The organism is Simiduia sp. 21SJ11W-1, assembly GCF_024138675.1.
Classification (GTDB): domain Bacteria; phylum Pseudomonadota; class Gammaproteobacteria; order Pseudomonadales; family Cellvibrionaceae; genus Simiduia.
The window spans coordinates 2,362,748-2,377,633 of sequence record NZ_CP090959.1; the positions used below are offsets into that span (position 1 = coordinate 2,362,748).

The window sequence follows — 14,886 nt, forward strand, 5'->3', positions numbered from 1 at the left end:
AACTGGTATCAGACCAAAGCTTTCAAGCACATTCTGATGCAGAGAAAGTAAGCAGGGCCTTCTTTATTTGCATTACGCTGGAACACCTGGCTTTTGCCCTGCTATTGGCCAGCGGGCTTTACCTGGCAATCAACTATCAAATGTTAGGTTCCCCTTGGCTTGAGCAAAAACTGCTTCTCGTACTGTGCATTGTTGTGCCATTGGAAATTGCAGATATTGCACTTGGCAATTGGTTAGCAGCCAAGGTAACGAAAAAGCTTTATGCAGGCAATAAAACCGCCTCTTGGGAAAGAAGGTGTCTCAGCTTATACCACGGCGCCTTTACCAAATTGGCGCTGGCGGTATTGCCCTTAACGCTGCTCGTCATTATGTACCTTGCCACAAGCAAAACTGCCATTAGCTTTTGAGTTGCTTACACGCGATATATTATGAAGCATACTCTGCGCAAACCGCATGGGCCTAACCTGCACCCGAGCACAGTGACTCAAGGGCACTTCAGAACAGCTGCCCTACCGCCGCAACAGCCCAAACACCTTATAGCCCCGCCAGCCCATCATGCGCACCGCTGCCATAACACCGCCCATCAGCGCACCGCCTACGCCTGCGGTGACTACATCAGCACCGGTCAGGTAGAGGTTTTTAATGGGGGTTTGTGTGTGTAATTGCGGTTGGTCAAATCGTGCGGGGGTGTGATCCAGCCCGTAAATCTCGCCTTCCTGATTCCATTGAAACCATTGGGTGGAAAGCGGTGTGGAAAGCTCATAAAAATCGAGCGCCGCGCGCAGTTGCGGGCGGTGTTTAAACAGCACCGCCAACAATCGCTCACCTAACTGCTTTTTAAGTGCATTGTAATCTTCACCACGCTTGCTCCACTGGCTGCCTAACCAGGGCTCAAATTGTTTTATGCTGCCAATGGTGACAATTTCCACGGTAGATTTATCCGGCGAGTGCTGGGCCCACTCCGGGTCTTTGGCAGAGGGGAAAGAAATATACACCAGCGGAAAATCGGCATCGGGATTTTGCTGGTGGGTGTGTACATTCAAATCGTGATTTTCGTCCGGGTAGATCCACAGATTAGTGGTATCTAAGCCTAAGCTTTTGGCATCGCCTTTAAAGCCTGCATACACACACAAATGCGCCGATGAAAGCGGCACGGCCATTTGTTCCAGTGCGAACTTCTGACTTTCACATTCTGGCAACAGCTTATTAACCGTGGGTACAAAGCCCACATTGCTCACCACCTGGGCTGCGGTTATTACATCACCATTGTGCAAACGCACCCCGTGTGCACGGTTTTTTTCTACCAGAATTTCACGCACTGGCGCGTAGGTGAACACCTCGCCGCCGGCGGCCTGTATCACCGGAATAATGCCCGCGGCAATTTTCCAGCTGCCGCCCACCGGGTATGCGGCACCGGCCAGGTAGTGCTTGGCCACCATGGCGTGCATTAAAAAGCTCGATTGTGCTGGCGGCAAACCGTAATCACCCCACTGCCCGGTAAGCACGGAAATGAGTTCTTTATTTTGGGTAAGGCCATTGAGCACGTCACCCGTGGTTTGAAAGGCGCAGGCAGGCAGCAACACCTTGCGCAGCCTGCGGTAGAAACCGGCAAACCCGCGCGGCATGGCCTGGGCTGCAAAAAACAACGGCACCTTGCGGCTTATTTTTTGAAGCAACGCCAGGTAGGCATCAATGGCTTGGGTATCTTCGGGGAAGCGTGCCTTTAAGGCTTGGGCAAATTGTTCGCGCCCGGCGGGGAAATCAAACTGCCGCTCCCCCAGCACTATGCGGTCGTAGCAATCATCCATGGCCTTCCACTTGATGCGCTTATCGCTAATGGCATCGAATATGCGCCGCAACACAGACCAACGCTTGTGCACCTCACCTATGTAATGCACGCCTACATCCCACTCGTAGCCCGCGTTTTCATAGCTGTGGGTGTAACCACCGGCGGTGTAGTGCTGCTCCAGTACACACACGCGCTTGCCAAGCTTGGCAAGCAGCGCTGCGGTGCACAGGCCACCAATGCCCGAGCCCACCACAATGGCATCGTAGTGATTCGCGGCGCGCCCGGTGCGGTACCGGCGGCCCGTGCGAATGTTGCGCTTTGCGGGTTGCGTTGCTGCGTTCATAGGGCTCTCCAGCCGTAGCATTATTCTGGGTAGGGCTTCGTGCCCGTAATTATTGCAGGCCACAAAGCCTGGCATATGCAACTTTTTGCATAAAATAGCGCTTGCGTGTGTGATATGCAAGAATTTGCATACCTTACGTTGGCCAGAGCCTTAAACCTATGTCGTTAAAACACAGTTTGTTGGTACTACTGGCCGATAACCCGGCCACCGGCTACGACCTAAGCCAGCAATTTAAGGGCTCGGTGGGGTTTTTCTGGAACGCCAGTCATCAGCAGGTGTACAAAGAGCTCAAGCAGATGACAGAGGCCGGCTGGCTGGCCTGCGACACCCAAGCGCAAACCGAGCGCCCCGATAAAAAAATCTACAGCGTCACCCAGGCCGGGCAAGCGGCATTGCAAGCCTGGCTAAGCCAAGCCGCCAAACCCCACAAATACAAAGATGCCTTTTTAATCAAACTCTACGGCGGCCGGCACATTCCCCGCCCTGCATTGGTTAAAGAGCTGGATGAACACATAGCCCATCATAAAAAGACCCTCCACAAGCTACTGGAGATTGAAAGCGAGTACCATGCACTGAGCCACAGCCAGCAAAAAAAATTCGAACTGCCCTACCTCACCCTGAAGCTCGGTATCAGCAACGAGCGCAACTGGTTGGACTGGGCGCAAGAAACACGGGAGGCACTCAATGCCTAAAATTGTAATTCTCACAGGCGCGGGTATTTCTGCGGAATCGGGCTTGAAAACCTTTCGCGATAACAACGGCCTGTGGGAAAACCACCGCGTAGAAGAGGTAGCCACACCGGAGGCCTTCGCCGCCAACCCGGATCTGGTGTACCGGTTTTACAATTTGCGCCGCGCCTCGCTCGCCGAAACCCGGCCCAATAGCGCACACGCAGCACTCGCCGAGCTGGAGCAACATTTAGGTAGTGAAGATTTTTTGCTGGTTACCCAAAACGTAGACAACCTGCATGAACAGGCGGGCAGCCAGCGATTGCTGCACATGCATGGCGAGCTCACCAAAGCCCGCTGCACCGCCTGCCAATCTGTGCACGAATGGCCCAACCCTCTCGATGCCACCAGCCGCTGCCCGGCATGCCACAACACTGCAAGCCTGCGCCCGCACATCGTGTGGTTTGGCGAGATGCCGTTGTATATGAGTGAGATTTATCAGGCGCTGGCTGAATGCGATGTGTTTGTGTCTGTGGGCACCTCGGGCAACGTTTACCCGGCGGCAGGCTTTTACCAAGAGGCCAAGGCCTTTGGTGCCCGCACAATTGAGCTCAACCTGGAGCCCTCCGCCAATGCGCGGGATTTTGATGAAGGCCACTATGGCCCTGCCACAAAAGTGGTGCCTGAATTTGTGGCAAAGGTGAAAACCGGCGCTTACGGTTAGAGCGCAAAAGCTTAGCGGGCAGAGGATTACTGCGGGGGCTAGTGGCCTTGGGTGACCAGCACGCGGTGTAGCCTGTCTGGGTAGTCGGTAATGATGCCATCTACACCCAGGGCGATGAGCCTTCGCATTTCATCTATGTCGTTAATCGTCCACACATGTACTTTCAAGCCTTGGGCGTGCATGTCCGCTACAAAACTTTCGTTCACAATTTCAATGCCGCCCGATGCCACCGGCACCTGAAGCGCCACACCCGGCACATCGTACAGGTGCGCCAAGCGCAGCTTTTGCAGCAACACAAGATTGGTTACTTCATCTTGCGACATAGAGGTCGCCACTTCCGGGCAGGCAGCCCTAAAGGCTGCCAATGGCCCGGTAAAAAACGAGCCCACCAACACCTGCGAAGAAAGCTTGTGCGCGCGCACCAACTCACACAGCTGCTCTGCAATAGACGGGGTGAGCTGCTTTATTTCAATGATGTAACGGGCATGGGGCAATGCGGTAAATACATCGGCAAGTGCCGGAATTTTTACACCCGTGCCTGCCAGGGGAGCGCCTTCATCGCGCCTGAAGCCTTGGGCGGCATCCAGCGCTTGCAGTTCGGCAAAGGTTTTTTCACGAATGAGGCCGGTGCCGTTGGTCATGTCGTCAACTGTGTCGTCGTGGCTTAACACCAGCACACCATCAACACTTGCGTGTATATCGATTTCAATAATATCGGCGTCCACGCGATCTGCCATGAGCGCGGCTTCCAGCGTATTTTTGGGCTGCAAGCCTTGCCCTGCGCCGTGGGCAATCACTTCAAAGGCGGTGTTATCAAAGTAGCTGTGCGAAACGGCCGCCACGGGCACCATAAACCGCAACACGCTGTATACACATGCCAATACAGCCAGCGTTACTACAAACCCTTTGAGAAAGCGCCCCATGAGCCCACCACCGTGATCGAAAGGCGCAATGCTAACCCGTCACAGGCACGCTGAACACCCCTGCCCGCGTCGGCACACCGTGAGTATTAAATTTTGATAAAAATTTTGCGCTTGTGCAGCCACCAGGCAAGCCCCCACAAAGGTAGAAGATGTGCCAGCGCAAACATCAGGCTCGCAGCCTCAAGGCTTGCAAAGCCTGAAAACCATTGGTAAACCGTTTGGTACAAGGTGCCCTCTTCGGTGGCTATCAAGCCGTAGCTACGCACCCACACCCACGCCAGAATATAAATAAACAGCGGATTTTCCCCAAGCACCACCAAGGGCTTTTGCAGCCGGGCACCAACCCACCAACGCTCAAGCAGCAGCAATGACGCCAAGCACACAAGCCCCAGGCCACCGGTAAGTAGCACGTAGCTTGAAGTCCAAAGGGATTTGTTGATTGGGTCTGGCCAGAGGTAGGCACTCCCTGTTAGCACTAACCCCACGCCTGTAAGCCCTGCCATTAGCACCCAAAAGCGCTGCCCCGAGCGCAGCCAGCGGGCGGCCTCGTAACCGATCAACACCGTGGCAACGGCAGGCAATGTACTTAATAAACCCTCTGGATCAAAGGCAACGCCTGCGCCCGCCCACAGATGCGGGGCACCCAAGAGCGCCACATCCAGCGTGCGCACAAGGTTGCCCTCCAGGCTAAAGGGCTCGGCTGCAGTGCGCAGCAACACCGAATAGCCCACAACAATCACGGCGATGAGTGTGGTATTGGCAAACATCTGCGCGCGTGCAGTCATCGGCTGCCAAGCCAATTGCGCACAGGCCGCCAGCCCATAGGCCAAACCAATGCGTTGCAGCACACCGGGCAGGCGCAAATTCTCGAGTGGTTGCTGAAAGGGGTAATACTCAAGCAGCACGCCAATTAACACCAACAGGCCTGCGCGCTTGGCGATGCGTAACAGCTGATGGGTTAATGGCACCTGCACTTGGGCTGCGCGGCTGAAAAAAAGCGCCGCGCCCACAATAAACAGAAAAAACGGGAACACCAGATCTGTGGGCGTCCAACCGTGCCACTGGGCGTGGCGCAGGGGCGCGTAAATATGCGCCCACGAGCCTGGTGTATTCACCACAATCATCAACGCAAGCGTAAGGCCACGCATTGCATCCAAAGCCAAATAGCGCTGCTTCACTATATTTCACCTGAAAAAAAGGCCGGTGATTAACCGGCCAATAATATGCAATTAAATTTTGCTGGCAGTTTGCGCTAGCGCCACTGGCGCAACTTGTGGCCTTTCAACGCGTAGAACAAAATAAACAGGTAGCAGGGAATCATTACCCAGTAAGCCACTTGGCTGCTGCCCGAGGTATCGGCAAAGTGCCCATAGGCCAGCGGTAAAATGGCGCCACCGGCGATACCCATAATCAACAGTGCACTGCCGGTACCGGTGTATTTACCCAGGCCTTCCAATGCCAGCGGCCATACTGCAGGCCATACAAGTGCGTTGGCAAAACCGAGCAATGCTAAAAAGGTGACGGTATCGGGCACGGTGGGAATGCCCATCCAGCCAAACATAACGGCGCTGATTTGATGGGATTCACCCGAGCCGAACATCACGCCTGCGGTAAACAACAAGCCCAACAAGGCAGAGCCCAAAAGCGCACGCTCTTGCGATAAAAAGCGCGGAATAGTAAGCACACCCAGGCCATAACCTATAACCATAAACGTCATGGTGTAAGAGGTGAGCGCACCAAAGTGCGAGACACCCAGCGAGCGGCCATACAGGCCGATGGTGTCGCCGGCAATAACTTCTACACCCACGTACATAAACAAGGCAACAGCACCCAGTATCACCTGCGGGAATGCAAGAATGCCGAGCTTGTCGTCTACTTCACTATCTGGCTCTTCAAGCTCCAACTCCTGCAGGGGCGAGAATTTTACAAATGCCGCCAAGCCAACCAAGGCAATGGCCATGTAGATGTAAGGCATTACCAACCGGCCAGACAACTCGGCCAAACGGGCCTCGCGCTCGGCAGCACTGAGTGCAGCCAACACGGGTTCTTCAAATTGATCCATACCCGTGAGAATCCAGGTTGCAAACAGCACCGGCACCACAATGCCCGCGCCCTTGTTAACCAGGCCCATCACACTGATGCGCATGGCGGCACTTTCACGGGGGCCGACACACACGATGTAGGGGTTAGAGGCGGTTTGCAGCAAGGTTAAGCCCGCACCCAATACAAACAGGGCCACCAAAAACAATGCATAGTGGCTGGTTTGGGCTGCGGGAATAAACATCAAGGCGCCCACGGCCATCACAATCAAACCCAGCACCATGCCCATTTTATAGCCGGTACGCTTGAGCACCGCAGCCGATGGCAAGGCCATAAAGGTGTAGGCAATGTAGAACGCAAAGGTAACAAACAGCGCCTGGAACTCGTTGAGTTCACAAACAATTTTCAAAAAAGGAATGAGAGATCCATTCAGCCAGGTAACAAAGCCGAAAATGAAAAACAATATGCCGATGATCAGCATAGGGATTAACGTGCCGCCACGGGACTGTTCAGATACTGCGATTGAGCTACTCATAGCAATCTACCTACATCGTTATTATTGGATAATCAGTTCATCTATATAGAGCGTTGCAGGCACGGGTTTGCTTTTCTCGGTTGAAAAGCGCTCGGCCCGGTTTTCAGCAATAACTTTGAAATACTTGGCAGCCACGGGTGCAAACTCCAGTGTAACCGAGTTGCCCAATTGAGGCTTTGCATCATTGGTGAAATCTTGGCTGGCTACCGGCTGCCAGGATGATTTGTCGTCTGAGGCCAAAACCACCAACTTGGTTGGCCCGAAGAAATCGCGAAAGCGCCCGGGGTTAAAACCCAAATTTAGCCGCTGCACGGTTTGTGCGGTATCAAAAGACACAATGGCCTCAAAATCTACGCCGTTGAAGGTTGCCCAGTCGTCAAGCTGGAAAATTTGATCGCGAGCCAGCACGCCATCTACCAGGCTCAACTCCGGGTGAGTATTCCAGGCGCGGTCTGCCTCGGTGAGCACCTCAAGGCTTGCGTGCAAACCCAAATGGTCCACCAGTGTTAAGCGACGTTCGGCATACAGCTCACCCGTTTCGGTATTCAAAGCGCGCGCGCGCACTACGCCGCCGTTTTTAAGCAGCAACGGCTGTTTGTACACGGGGCTTGTATGATTGGGTAGCGAGCCATCGGTGGTATAACGGATTTTCGTGTTCGGCATATCGCTGGTTAAAATCACCTGAAAGCCCTGCTGGGTGTGCGCCACTTCAGAGGTCACGGCATACACCGTTTTCGCCACATTCAAACCTTTTTGCTCAAAGCGCTCGATCATGGCGGGTAGACGCTTGGCGAAATCATTCCAGCTGCGGCCTTCATCGCCCGTCCACACCACTTCGGCCAGTGCCGACATGCGCGGCAAAATCATGTACTCGGCTTTGGCCGGGGTGCGTACATACTCCGTCCATAAATGGCCTTGGGCGCCAAGTATGCGGTTGGCGGCCTCGGTGCCTTTTAGCTCATCTGGCATCACCTGAAAGGCGTAGGTTTCCTGCACAGGGGTCAAACCATGAATAGCCAGGGGTTCATCTACCGAGCGCGATTGGTAGTGATCAAAATACAGGTGCGAGCCGGGCGCCATGATGGCATCGTGGCCGGCCTTGGCGGCGTGAATGGCACCCTCCACACCGCGCCAGGAGGTAATTGTGGCACTTGGCGCAACGTCACCTTCAAGAATTTCATCCCAACCGATGATCTTGCGGCCCAACTTGTTAATAGAGGCTTCAACGCGGCCTATAAAGTAGCCCTGTAGCGCGAAGTAATCTTCAAGGCCTTCACGCGCCATTAATTCATTGCAATAAGTGCAACTGGCCCACTGCTCTGTTTTTACTTCATCGCCACCCACATGCAGGTAAGGTGATGGAAACAACTCCGCCACTTCGGTAAACACTTTTTCCAAAAACGCGAAGGTTTCTTCTGTGGGGCACAACACCTCGGGGAACACACCAAAGTGCTGCTGCACATCGAAATCTTTCTCAACGCAGGCAAGCTCCGGGTAGGCTTTTAAAATGGCAGAGGCGTGGCCTGGCACATCAATTTCGGGAATGATGGTGATGTTTCGTGCTTGGGCGTAGGCCACTATGTCGCGTATTTGCGCCTGGGTGTAAAAGCCGCCCAATTGCTGATTGTCGTTCAAATAGGTTTTGTCGTAGGTGTGGCCCACTACGGTGCCACTGCGCCAGGCACCCACCTCGGTTAAGCGCGGGAACTGTTTAATTTCAATGCGCCAGCCCTGATCATCGGTTAAATGCCAATGAAAATAATTGAGCTTGTGCATGGCCATTAAATCCAGGTACTGCTTAATGAACCACACGGGGAAGAAGGTACGGCTTACATCCAGGTGCATGCCACGGTATTTAAACGCCGGGGCATCTTTTATGGCAACACCGGCTACCGGCCAATAGGCGCGGTTAATGGGCGCATTGGTTTCAATATCTGCCGGCAGCAATTGACGCAGGGTTTGTACACCCCAAAACAAGCCCACGATATTTTTGGCGCGCAGGCTTATCTTGTTGGGTGCTACTGTCAGCTCGTAGGCTTCATCTTGCTCAATGGCTGGATCTATCACAAGCGCAATCACTGAAGGCGCGCCATCACCTTGTGCCAGTGGCAAAGTGTAGCCTGTGGCCGGGCCAATCAATTCACGCAGGTATTGCGCAACAGGCTCTGCACCTGCAGCAATGTGTAACTGCGTTGCCGCGGTTAATTTAAACTCACCGTCAAGGGGGCTTACCGATACAGGTTTGGGCACAATGGCAACGGGTGCCGCCGCTAAGGGCTGGGTGTAATCGGCATCCAGCGAAAGTACGGCTTGCGATTGCGCCTGGGGCTCAGGTTCGCCACAGGCCAGTAAAAATAAAAATGACAGCGAAATACCGGCGGCTTTTATCAATTTATTGTGCATGGGTAATCTACACCTAGGCCGTTTTAACTAATTGCTTAAGCTGTTGCTTGGCGTAAAGCAACGCACCAAACTCAGGCGAGAACTGTACCTCACTTAAGCGCACGACAATTTCCGGCGCCATCCATTGCTGTAAGCGCGGGGCCAAGCCGCCCAGCATCGAAAGCCGTTCAGGCCCCTGTGCCAGCAGCTTTTCAGCAACCTGTGAAATGTAATTGGCGCCGTCTTTGGCAATGGCAAGGCTCACCGGGTCGCCGGCTTCGGCAAGCTCGAGCACCAGGGGTGCCAGGCGTGCGTAGCGGCTGGAGGTGGCGGTAGCCATGCGGCCTACCATATCGATGCCCTTGGCATCCAAATGCTGCTCAACACGTGCTTGCAGCGGGCTTTGGGGCGCCAGGCCGTCTGAGGAAAGCAGCGCATATTTCAATGCTTCCAGGCCCATCCAGGCGCCGCTGCCTTTATCACCAAACGGGAAGCCGTGAGCGCCCACAATCAAGGTGCGATTTTTAACGTTGGAATAACCACAGCTGCCGGTTCCGGTAATGATTACCGCACCATCACCACCACCGTGTGCGCCCAGGCACGCGATGTGTAAATCTGTGGTTAGAAAGAAATCCGCAAAGGGATGCTCCCATTGATCTACCACCTGATAGAGGTCTGGCAGATTCACGCCCGCAAGGCCTGCGCCTACAATGAGGTTTCTGATGTGGCTACGGGGCAGGCCCGCATCTTCAAGGGCCAGCTCGGCAGATAATCTGATAGAGGTAAAGGCCTGCTCTACGCCGTGCAGCGGGTTGGAAGGCCCGGCGAGCCCGGTACCTATAACTTCATTAGCTTCGTTAACTAGAATGGCCTTGGTTTTACTGCCACCACCGTCAATGCCAAGGTACATCACACCTTCTCCTGTTGGCACCTGTCCCATTGTTCACCTCAGCCATTGTTACTTATTCTGGATTATTGGTCAGCCTCGGCCGAGCCATGTTCAACTCTCATGCTGAAAAAATCGGGTTGGCACTGACAGGACACCAACCCGTTCAAGAGCATAGCTACGAGAGGAAAGAAACAAGAACGCGGGCGGTTGCAAGGCACCGCGATCCTGAAACCCACACTGCGAGAGTGTTTCACACCCTGACAACGTTGTCTAACAATACGAAAGCAAGACAACGTTGTCAAGCGCTTATGGGTGCTTATTTTCCAAGATTTTCATAAGCCTTGCGAAAGGCCCGCAAGTACTCCCCGTGGGAGGGCAAGTGGTTCACGAAATGTTGCCGGTGCCGGTCTAATTGGGCCACTTGTTTGGCCAGCCGCGAGGCGCGTTCACCCCCCATTTGAGGCGCCTGGGTACCAAACCCCATGCCGTAAAGCACGTAGAGGTAGTTTTCCACATCAAACACCTCAAACTTGCTGTCGAAGTCTGTAGCCACTGGTGAATAGTTTTGCCATAGCGCTAAGCGAGCAAGCAGGGTTTGCGAGCAAGTTTGCGGGTCGCGATTTTTTTCCCAGAAGGCAGAGTCATCCCGATCAGACAAAAAGTAATGCAGCTTAATGAAATCAACCATGCGCGCCCAAGCGTATAAAGTGCGCTCGTTAAAGCGTTCGCTCAAGGCTTCCAGCTGAGAGCGGTGGAGAGGAAAACGATCAGCTAATAAAGACGCAGCAAAATCCGTAAAAAGTATTGAAGTGGCTTCCAGTGGTTCTAGAAACCCCTGAGCAAGCCCTAACGCCATACAATTGCGCCGCCAAAACACTTGCCTACGGCCAATATTCATTGGAATTTTACGAAAATTTAATCCAATACCTGCAGGGCCCAGGTAGGCCCTGAACAATTCTTCTGCCCTTTCATCACTCATATAATCGCGCGCGTACACAAAGCCTGTACCACGCCGATTAACCAACGGGATATCCCAGATCCAGCCCGCCTCATGGGCAGTAGCGCTGGTGTACGGAGCAATTTCATCGCTAGCTTCAAGCGGCACTTGGGCTACCAGCGCAGTATCAACTAACAGTTGATCGGCGTGCGACTCAAATGGCACATCCAGCGCCCCACCAAGCAGCACAGCGTGAAAGCCGGAGCAGTCAACAAAGAAGTCAAAGGCTTCGGTATCACCACTGGCAAAACCAAGAGACGCAATAGCGCCAGTATCGTCCAGATTTACCTTGGCCACCGTCGCCTGCAGGTATTTCACGCCCAGCTTTTGGGTTGCATTGCGCGCAAGCAGTGCGGAAAACTTGGCAGCATTGAAATGATAAGCATAGGTAGCTTCACCCTCATATTCATTCGCCCCCTTTGACTTGGGGCATCGCATTGTTTCACACAGCGCGCCTTGAATTGAAACGGTATCGGCATATTGGCTGCTAGTGTTATTCAGCCAATGTGGCGTTAGATCTTCACCAAAGGGAAAGGGAAAATCGAACAAGTGATGGTAAAAGCTTTGATCGCTCCCGGGCTCAGCTTTTTTCCAATTTGCGAACCTGATAGATTGCTTGAAAGTGGCATCACAGTGGTAGAGAAATTCCGCCTCAGAGATACCAAATTTTTTCAGGGATTTGCGTATGCCGGGTACGGTACCCTCCCCCACGCCAATGGGCTTTATATCTGGGCTTTCAACGAGGGTAATATCAACACCCCGGCCCTGTAGCGCTACCGCTAAATGGTTTGCGGCCAGCCAGCCAGAGGAACCGCCGCCCACGATGGCCACACGCTTGATCAACCCATGCTCCGCAACACTATTCAAATCAACCTCCAAGCCACTCTGCAAACCAGCCATTCAATAAAACAAAAAACCCAGCCGAAGCTGGGTTTATTTTGAAGCAATTTGGCAAACTTAGAAACTCAAGTTTGCACCAACTGTCATGCGGGTTTCGCCCAGGTAGTTGTAAGCCGGGTAACCGTAAGACGTACGCTGGTATGTAGCATCACCTTTATCACGACCGATCTGCACGCTGTCTTCACCGAACAAGTTGGTCACTTCGGCAGTTAAGCCCAGCAAGTCTGTTACCTGATACGCGAAACTCAGATCAACTGTACCGAAATCCTGGTGCTCACGAGCACCGTAGAAACCGGTTTCGCGGATCATATAAGCTGAACGCCAGTTATAAGCAACACGCGCCGAGAAGGTATCGTTCTCATAGTAACCCACCAGGTTCATGTAGTGCTTGGAACTGTCGGTGAAAACACCATTACCATCAGAGAAGTTAGAGGCATCGGCCGCTGCATCCGCGTAGGTGTAGTTTGCAATCGCACCAAAGCCGTTATCGAATGCATGTTGTAATTGCAGTTCGATACCGTCAATGTAACCACCATCGCCTACGGTGAGAGATTCAACAGTCCAGCTATCTACACCAGAATCAGGGTCTACCAAGCCAATTTGCTGATCAAGCTGCACATCAGCGGTGGTGAAGCTGGTTACTGATTTAGTGTAGTAAGCAATAGATGCCAGGTTACCTTCGCCGTAGTAGTACTCAAGTGCGATATCTGCCTGATTAGCCTTATAAGGCTTCAAGCCAACATTACCTTTAATGACGCGCTCATTACCAGGGATAGTATCGTTGTAGCCTGCCAAGGCAGAGTTACCGAACATATCGTTGTAGTTGGCACGGGCCATTACTTGAGCAGCACTGAAACGCAAGACCATTTCTTCAGACAGGTCAGTTGCCAGCGTAATACTAGGCAGAACGTCGCGGTAACCTGCCGTATCTTTACTCAGCTCGGTTTCGTAACCGCCGCTCGGGATAGGCGCATAGAACTGGGTGGCCGCATCGGTACTGATGTAGCGCAAACCAAAGTTACCACGCAATGATTCAGTTTCAATCTCGGCCATTACGTAGGCTGCGAAGTTGTCTTCCTCAATGGTGGAGTAACCTGAGCGATCCAAGATCCAGCCGGTCAATTTCGAGTTGGTGTAGGCAATCATTTCTGATGCATTCGGCTTTGGAATAGTCACCCCGTGGCCAGCCTCGATGGTGCCATTGGCAAAGCGTGAACCGTCAACCACCAAGGACTCGGCTGCGCCGTCGTAGCCTGCGAACTCACCGTTGTATTTGGTTTGCATCACTTCGTGCTGAGTTGTGCGCACACCGGTCTTGATGGTTTTTACTGCACCGAAATCAACATCAAAGGCGATGTCGGCCTGAAAGTATACTTCCTCATCGGTGTTTGGTTGCTGAACAACAGCACCGGTTTGCAAACCTTCCCAACCACCGTACTCACCAGCGCCTGGCAGATCGCCCGGGCCGAAGTTCGGATCAGTCAAGTCATACTTAACCGTGTCACCGGTAGAATCGATAGTGCCATCAGTAATGCCAGCTTTTTGAATACTGAGGTAACCGAAGTTAGTTTCAAAATCGGTGCCACCCTCTGCTTTAGTAGTACCAACCTGGGCAGTAAACAGGAAGTTCTCGCCAGAATATTCCATGTTCAGATCAAAAGTCTCTGAGGTCATGGTGGCGTTGCGAGGGCGAACGTCCCAGTAGGTGTTGCCGGCAGAGCCATTGCTCGCGGTACACTTGATGGGAGCGCCCTGATCATTGAACTCACAGTTGTTCAGATCCTGTGGAATCCAGGCTGCTGAGTTGACGTTGTCGGCAGTAAGTTCCAGGTTCATGTAATGAGCACCAAACTCCAGTTGCTCGCTGGGGCGGAACTGCGCGGTTACATCAAACGCAGTGCGCTGGCGCTCTTGGTGGAAATGCGTGGGCGCAATGCGGCCACCCCAAGCGGGCAATGCTTCATCGCCACGACGGGTCAAGGTGTAATCGGCCTGCGCAACGGACGCCAGAATACCGAAGGTTTCGGAGTCATTCTTAAAGCTGTACAAGCCGGAGATTGCGGGATCCCACTCTTCAGATTGATCAGAGTAGGTACCTTTAATAGAGCCGCGAACTGTGTGGGCTTCTAAATCCAGCGGCTTGCGGGTTTTAACATTTACAGTACCACCCACACCACCTTCAACGAGGTCTGCCTGGGATGACTTGTAAACGTCAATGCCAGAGATCATTTCTGGCGGCAGCATGGCGTAGTTAAAAGTACGGTCAATTGGCTGCTGAGTGTACCAACCGGTAGAGGCAACAGACTGCCCGTTAAGGGTGGTTAAAGTCAGCTGGTTAGAGGCACCGCGAATAGAAACCGCGTCACCACCACCGAACTGGCGAGATACCGCAACACCAGGGATTCGGCCGAGTGATTCGGCAACGTTATTATCCGGGAATTTACCTACATCCTCAGCAGTAATTGAATCGATAACCGCTGTGGAGTTGCGCTTATTTTCAATAGCTGATTGAAGTGCGCCACGAATACCAAGCACCTGAACTTCTTCAATTTCAGACGCTTGATCCTGCGCAAACGCAGGTACTGACACCATAGAAAGTGCGCCCAATGACCCGCAGGTAATCAAGGCGCGATTTACTGTTTTGATCGCATCGCTAAGTTTTATAGACATGTCTGTCCCCTTCTGTTCTAACACTT

Annotated in this window: 11 protein-coding genes; 3 read left to right on the forward strand and 8 right to left on the reverse strand. The window is 53.1% G+C overall.

The genetic code is table 11. The annotated features are described in order from the left end of the window. Positions 1-104 precede the first annotated feature (104 nt). Complete coding sequence (locus L1F30_RS10535) at positions 105-407, forward strand: hypothetical protein (RefSeq protein WP_253356042.1); 303 nt, start codon at positions 105-107, stop codon at positions 405-407. Positions 408-509: 102 nt separating this feature from the next. On the opposite strand, the gene L1F30_RS10540 is transcribed toward L1F30_RS10535, so the two are convergent. Continuing rightward, complete coding sequence (locus tag L1F30_RS10540; RefSeq protein WP_253356043.1) at positions 510-2,132, reverse strand: NAD(P)/FAD-dependent oxidoreductase; 1,623 nt, start codon at positions 2,130-2,132, stop codon at positions 510-512. Between the two features lie 158 nt (positions 2,133-2,290). Here L1F30_RS10540 and L1F30_RS10545 point away from each other — a divergent pair, with 158 nt between their 5' ends. After that, positions 2,291-2,824, forward strand: a complete 534-nt coding sequence (locus tag L1F30_RS10545) for a PadR family transcriptional regulator (RefSeq protein WP_253356044.1) — start codon at positions 2,291-2,293, stop codon at positions 2,822-2,824. Further along, positions 2,817-3,524 (forward strand): Sir2 family NAD+-dependent deacetylase, encoded by a 708-nt coding sequence (gene cobB, locus L1F30_RS10550; RefSeq protein WP_253356045.1) that lies wholly within the window; start codon positions 2,817-2,819, stop codon positions 3,522-3,524. Before L1F30_RS10545 ends, cobB begins: the two co-directional genes overlap by 8 nt. A 38-nt stretch (positions 3,525-3,562) precedes the next feature. On the opposite strand, the gene L1F30_RS10555 is transcribed toward cobB, so the two are convergent. The 7 genes from L1F30_RS10555 to L1F30_RS10585 form a co-directional block, all read right to left on the reverse strand. Then, entirely contained in the window at positions 3,563-4,447 is an 885-nt protein-coding gene (locus L1F30_RS10555) for a glycerophosphodiester phosphodiesterase (protein ID WP_253356046.1), read from the reverse strand. A gap of 86 nt (positions 4,448-4,533) precedes the next feature. Then, positions 4,534-5,625 (reverse strand): acyltransferase family protein, encoded by a 1,092-nt coding sequence (locus L1F30_RS10560; RefSeq protein ID WP_253356047.1) that lies wholly within the window; start codon positions 5,623-5,625, stop codon positions 4,534-4,536. A gap of 74 nt (positions 5,626-5,699) precedes the next feature. Then, positions 5,700-7,022, reverse strand: coding sequence for a sugar MFS transporter (locus tag L1F30_RS10565; protein WP_253356048.1), 1,323 nt, complete (start codon positions 7,020-7,022; stop codon positions 5,700-5,702). Positions 7,023-7,043: 21 nt separating this feature from the next. Beyond that, positions 7,044-9,425, reverse strand: coding sequence for a beta-N-acetylhexosaminidase (locus L1F30_RS10570; protein WP_253356049.1), 2,382 nt, complete (start codon positions 9,423-9,425; stop codon positions 7,044-7,046). 13 nt (positions 9,426-9,438) lie between these two features. Further along, positions 9,439-10,314: an N-acetylglucosamine kinase gene (gene nagK, locus L1F30_RS10575; RefSeq protein WP_253361814.1), complete on the reverse strand. Its 876-nt coding sequence runs from the start codon at positions 10,312-10,314 to the stop codon at positions 9,439-9,441. Between the two features lie 295 nt (positions 10,315-10,609). After that, the gene (locus tag L1F30_RS10580; protein ID WP_253356050.1) at positions 10,610-12,157 is read right to left on the reverse strand and encodes a tryptophan halogenase family protein; all 1,548 of its coding nucleotides are present in this window, start codon (positions 12,155-12,157) and stop codon (positions 10,610-10,612) included. A gap of 90 nt (positions 12,158-12,247) precedes the next feature. Next, entirely contained in the window at positions 12,248-14,860 is a 2,613-nt protein-coding gene (locus L1F30_RS10585; protein ID WP_253356051.1) for a TonB-dependent receptor, read from the reverse strand. Positions 14,861-14,886: the final 26 nt, after the last annotated feature.

Excerpts from the sequence above, each read along its gene's own strand:
- L1F30_RS10540 (WP_253356043.1), bottom strand. The coding sequence starts at position 2,132 with ATGAACGCAGCAACGCAACCCGCAAAGCGCAACATTCGCACGGGCCGC.
- L1F30_RS10545 (WP_253356044.1), top strand. The coding sequence starts at position 2,291 with ATGTCGTTAAAACACAGTTTGTTGGTACTACTGGCCGATAACCCGGCC.
- cobB (WP_253356045.1), top strand. The coding sequence starts at position 2,817 with ATGCCTAAAATTGTAATTCTCACAGGCGCGGGTATTTCTGCGGAATCG.
- L1F30_RS10555 (WP_253356046.1), bottom strand. The coding sequence starts at position 4,447 with ATGGGGCGCTTTCTCAAAGGGTTTGTAGTAACGCTGGCTGTATTGGCA.
- L1F30_RS10565 (WP_253356048.1), bottom strand. The coding sequence starts at position 7,022 with ATGAGTAGCTCAATCGCAGTATCTGAACAGTCCCGTGGCGGCACGTTA.
- L1F30_RS10570 (WP_253356049.1), bottom strand. The coding sequence starts at position 9,425 with ATGCACAATAAATTGATAAAAGCCGCCGGTATTTCGCTGTCATTTTTA.
- nagK (WP_253361814.1), bottom strand. The coding sequence starts at position 10,314 with ATGTACCTTGGCATTGACGGTGGTGGCAGTAAAACCAAGGCCATTCTA.
- L1F30_RS10585 (WP_253356051.1), bottom strand. The coding sequence starts at position 14,860 with ATGTCTATAAAACTTAGCGATGCGATCAAAACAGTAAATCGCGCCTTG.